4 protein-coding genes and 1 pseudogene are annotated in these 4155 nt (G+C 62.6%); 4 read left to right on the top strand and 1 reads right to left on the bottom strand.

The features are described 5' to 3' along the window. A partial coding sequence (locus HX846_RS24375; RefSeq protein WP_178966243.1) for a DUF4118 domain-containing protein occupies window positions 1-1597 on the top strand: 1597 nt, incomplete at its 5' end. Between the two features lie 37 nt (window positions 1598-1634). Beyond that, a complete protein-coding gene (locus HX846_RS24370) occupies window positions 1635-2330 on the top strand; it encodes a response regulator (protein WP_003218747.1) in 696 nt (231 codons plus the stop codon). A 64-nt stretch (window positions 2331-2394) separates the two neighbouring features. On the opposite strand, the gene HX846_RS24365 is transcribed toward HX846_RS24370, so the two are convergent. Next, window positions 2395-3432 (bottom strand): patatin-like phospholipase family protein, encoded by a 1038-nt coding sequence (locus HX846_RS24365; protein WP_008437733.1) that lies wholly within the window; start codon window positions 3430-3432, stop codon window positions 2395-2397. 217 nt (window positions 3433-3649) lie between these two features. Here HX846_RS24365 and HX846_RS24360 point away from each other — a divergent pair, with 217 nt between their 5' ends. Then, window positions 3650-3928 carry a hypothetical protein gene (locus tag HX846_RS24360; RefSeq protein WP_003218744.1) on the top strand — a complete coding sequence of 93 codons (279 nt, stop codon included), beginning with the start codon at window positions 3650-3652 and terminating at the stop codon, window positions 3926-3928. 80 nt (window positions 3929-4008) lie between these two features. After that, window positions 4009-4155: pseudogene (locus HX846_RS24355) on the top strand (metal-chelation protein CHAD); the annotation flags it as partial.

Raw genomic sequence — 4155 nt, 5'->3', positions numbered from 1 at the left:
GGCGGCACGCCTGCTGCGCAATGCACGGGGCCTGGAAATCAACGTCCTCGACAGTGACGAAGTGCCGGCTCCGCCACGCTTGCCGGATGTACGCGGGCTGGTGTGGTTTGACTATGCCCTGGCGGTGGTGGCAACCGTGATTGCGGCGGCGGTCGCTTGGGGCGTCGCCAGTGCCTTGCCGTTGCCGAATATCTCGCTGGTGTTCCTCGCCGCCGTATTGCTGGTGGCGGTGCGCAGTAGCCTGGGGCCGGCGCTGGCGTGTGCGGCGCTGTCATTCCTGAGCTACGACTTCCTGTTCATCCCGCCGAATTTCTCCTTCGCGATCCAGCGTGAAGAAGACGTGCTGACGCTGTTGTTCTTCCTGCTGATGGCGGCGCTCACCGGTAATCTCGCTGCACGCCAGCGCCGGCAGTTGCAGGCGCTGCGCGATACCCAGGAAGAAACCACCGAGCTGCTCGACCTGTCCCGCAAACTCACCGCCGCCACCGATCGCCAGGCAGTGATCAGTGCAGCCGCGCATCATCTGGAAGGCTGGAGCGACCTGCAATTGTGCCTGCTCAACCGCGACGGGCAGGGAGACTGGAAGGTCGAGACCGGTGGCCCGATCACCTTTACCGAAGCCGAACGCGCCGCCGCCGACTGGGCCTGGCAGCACGATCAGCCGGCCGGCATGGGCACCGGCACCTTGCCGTTCGGGCGCTGGTGGTGGTGGCCGTTGTCCAGCGAAGAAGGCCCGTTGGGTCTGCTGGGGGTCAGCCCGAAGGCCGGGCTTGAACTGAGCGGCCAGCGCCGTCGCCTGCTCACGGCCTTGAGCCAGCCATTGGCTCAAGCCCTGGCCCGTGCACAACTCGGCCAGGAGCTGGAAGCCGCGCGCCTGCACGGCGAAACCGAGCAATTGCGCAGCGCCTTGCTGGCTTCGGTGTCTCACGATTTGCGCACACCGCTGACCTCCATGCGTGGCAGCATCGACAGCCTGCTGGCCCTCGGCGAGGCGATTCCCCTGGAAGATCGCCGGGAGCTGCTGGAAGGCACTCGCGATGAGGCTGAGCGCCTGGATCGCTACATCCAGAACCTGCTGGACATGACTCGTCTGGGCCACGGCGCGCTGAAGCTGGCGCGGGACTGGGTGTCACCCGGCGATATCGTCGGCAGCTCCCTGGGCCGCTTGCGTGCGGTATTGGCGCCGCTGCAGGTGATCACCGACGTGCCGCCCGAGCTGCCGCTGCTCTACGTGCATGCCGCGTTGATCGAGCAGGCACTGGTCAACGTACTGGAAAATGCCGCACGCTTCTCGCCGCCACAAGGCCGGCTGAAACTCAGCGCGGGCGTGCAGGATAACCAGTTGTTTTTTGCTGTTGCCGATGAGGGACCGGGGATTCCCGAGGAGGAGCGGGCGAAGATTTTCGATATGTTCTACACCGCCGCCAGGGGGGATCGCGGCGGGCAGGGCACCGGGCTCGGCCTGGCGATCTGCCAGGGCATGGTCGGCGCCCACGGCGGGCATATCAGCGTGGCCGACGGCATTGAGGGCCGTGGCACCTGCATCACTTTATTCCTGCCATTGCAGGCCCAGCCTGGCCTGGAAAGCGAACCTTGAGCTACCCTCTTTTCTTCACGGATTTTGATTGGACACCATGAGCCAGACTGCGACGATTTTGGTCATTGACGACGAACCGCAGATCCGCAAGTTCTTGCGTATCAGCCTGGCCTCCCAGGGCTACAAAGTGATCGAGGCCGGCACCGGCAACGAAGGCCTGGCGCAGGCCGCCTTGAGTAAACCGGACCTGCTGGTGCTTGACCTCGGCCTGCCGGACATGGACGGCCAGCAGGTGCTGCGCGAGTTTCGTGAGTGGTCCACGGTACCGGTACTGGTGTTGTCGGTGCGAGCCAGTGAAGTGCAAAAAGTCGAGGCGCTGGACAACGGCGCCAATGACTATGTGACCAAGCCATTTGGCATCCAGGAGTTTCTTGCACGGGTGCGGGCGTTGTTGCGCCAGGCGCCGGCGGGGGAGGCCCAGGAAGCGGCACTACGTTTTGGCCCGCTGACGGTAGACCTGGCTTATCGGCGGGTGCTGCTGGACGGTGTCGAAGTGGCGCTGACCCGCAAGGAATACGCGGTACTGGCGCAACTGGCGCGGCATCCCGGGCGGGTGATCACCCAGCAGCAACTGCTCAAGGATATCTGGGGCCCGACCCATACCGAAGACAGCCATTACCTGCGGATTGTGGTGGGGCATCTGCGCCAGAAACTGGCGGATGATCCGACCCAACCACGGTTTATCGTGACTGAGGCCGGTGTTGGGTATCGGCTATTGAACACCGAAGCCTGAAGCGTTAGCTCACCTGTGGCGAGGGAGCAAGCTCCCTCGCCACACAAGCCCTGCTTATCAAACCTCAGTGTTGCTCGCTCTCGTAACGATCCAGCGTATCGCTCGCGATCTCCCGCCCCAGCGCGATCAACTCCGGCGCTTTGTAAAACTCGAAAAACCGGCACACGCGCTTCGGCACGTTGATCAGAATATCCGGCGGATACCCGGCGATCTTGTACTGTGCCAATGACGTCTGCATTACCTCGAAGCTCTGGTTGATCAAATCCAGCAGCGATGCAGGCCCCACGTTATCGATGATGAACGAGCCGGTCGCCGACTTTGGCGCCCCGGCCTTTTCCGGTGCCGCCGCCGGTTGTTGCGCCTCGGGTTCGGCAGAGTCCAGCCACGGGTTGATATCGGCAGCCTGGGCCAGCAGCGCTTCCTGTTCCAGCATCAATAACTGCTCGGCCTGCTTGCGCCGAAACGGCAAGTGCGAACCCAGTGAGCGCACCAGGTTGTCGAAGCGGCTCCTGAACGCCGGCGGACGCTGGATCACCGGAAGCTTGTAGTGCTTCTGGTTGGTGGAGTTGAGGTTGACCGCAATGATCAGGTCGCAGTGGCTCGACACCACCGGCACGATCGGCAGAGGGTTCAGCAAGCCGCCGTCCACCAGCATGCGATTGCCCTGCATCACCGGGGTGAACAGGCTGGGAATCGCCGCCGAGGCCCGCATGGCCTGGTGCAGGCAGCCTTCCTGGAACCAGATTTCCTGCTGGTTGGTCAGGTCCGTGGCCACGGCGGTGTAGGGAATGCGCAGGTCTTCGATATTGATCTCGCCGACGATCTTGCGGATCTGCCCGAACACCTTCTCGCCACGAATCGCCCCCAGGCGAAAGCTCACGTCTACCAAGCGCAGCACGTCCAGGTAGTCGAGACTTTCGATCCAGTTTCGGTACTCGTCCAGCTTACCCGCAGCATAGATCCCACCCACCACCGCACCCATGGAACAGCCGGCGATGCAGGCGATGTCATAGCCGCGTTTTTCGATTTCCTCGATCACGCCGATATGGGCGTAGCCCCGGGCGCCGCCGGAGCCCAGCACCAATGCAACACGTTTCTTCATGACCTGATCCTTCGCAAAACAGGTGACCACAATGCACCCATCGAGGGGCGCGCTTCAATCATCACTGTCACAACCGATTATTTTCGCGAGCGGGCCACCACGCTCGGGTATGCTCTGGCAATCGGGACTGCGGATTCAGGCAGTCGGATAAGGCACTTTTCGGTGTAGGCAACGTCTACACCTGTGACTGTTTTTTCTTTTCTTGAGGTGTCATTTGATGAAAGCCTGGATGTGTGTGCCTGTGATCGTGTTGGCCCTGGCCGGTTGTGCCGGGAAAACCGCTTATCGCGACAGCTGCGGCACGCAACTGGACGCTGCGTGGCACGAGCTGGACCTGGCCAAGGCCGAAGGTTTCGCCGGCACCGTGAGTTACTCCAAGGCTCTATCGTTGTTGACTGGCGCCAAGACCCAGCAGCAGTTCGAAGCCTTCGAAGGCTGCTCGACCAAGGCCGAGAAAGCCCGCTTCTATATTCGTGAGTCGCGCGCAGGGCGCTAACCCCGCGTAGCAGTTGTCGAGTGCAACGAGGCGGCGTCGGCGGCCTCAAGCCCGAAGGTTTAATCATTGAGGAGGAAAGGATGTCAGCCTTGGTCGATCAGCTAGTCGCGCAGGTCATCGGCCTGGAAGTTGGGTTACTGAGCTGCCAGGCGCGCCTCGCCGCCGTCACGGACGACGAGGCCCTGCATGATCTGCGCACCACGGTGCGGCGCTTGCGCAGCCTGTTG

This window comes from Pseudomonas sp. K5002 (genome assembly GCF_013386655.1).
Lineage (GTDB): Bacteria > Pseudomonadota > Gammaproteobacteria > Pseudomonadales > Pseudomonadaceae > Aquipseudomonas.
This window is presented reverse-complemented; position numbering and strand designations above follow the sequence as displayed.

Bases quoted from the DNA above. Each gene is read 5' to 3' on its own strand.
- HX846_RS24370 (WP_003218747.1), top strand. From the start codon at position 1,635: ATGAGCCAGACTGCGACGATTTTGGTCATTGACGACGAACCGCAGATC.
- HX846_RS24365 (WP_008437733.1), bottom strand. From the start codon at position 3,432: ATGAAGAAACGTGTTGCATTGGTGCTGGGCTCCGGCGGCGCCCGGGGC.
- HX846_RS24360 (WP_003218744.1), top strand. From the start codon at position 3,650: ATGAAAGCCTGGATGTGTGTGCCTGTGATCGTGTTGGCCCTGGCCGGT.